1 pseudogene is annotated in these 255 nt (G+C 49.8%); it reads left to right on the top strand.

The features are described from left to right. Window positions 1-255: pseudogene (locus tag ACO0LB_RS21040) on the top strand (hypothetical protein); the annotation flags it as partial.

Genomic DNA, 255 nt, shown 5'->3' with positions numbered 1-255 from the left:
ACTCGTACAAAACTATCTCCTCGAAGTCCTCAACCAGGGCGACAATGGCTCTGGAACCCCGTCAGGCACACTGCCTGATGCTGACAACGATGGCATTCCACAAACCGTTGAAAACAATGTCCCCAATTTCAACGGCAGTGGCACCGGCGATGGGAATGGCGATGGCATTGCCGATCAGTTACAAAAAGACGTGACGTCCTTTTTATGGAACAACAATTTTACGATCCCCCACTATCTGACCGTTGCAAATCAAGC

Origin of the sequence: Undibacterium sp. SXout7W (genome assembly GCF_049339385.1) — a bacterium.
Lineage (GTDB): Bacteria > Pseudomonadota > Gammaproteobacteria > Burkholderiales > Burkholderiaceae_D > Undibacterium.
This window is presented reverse-complemented; position numbering and strand designations above follow the sequence as displayed.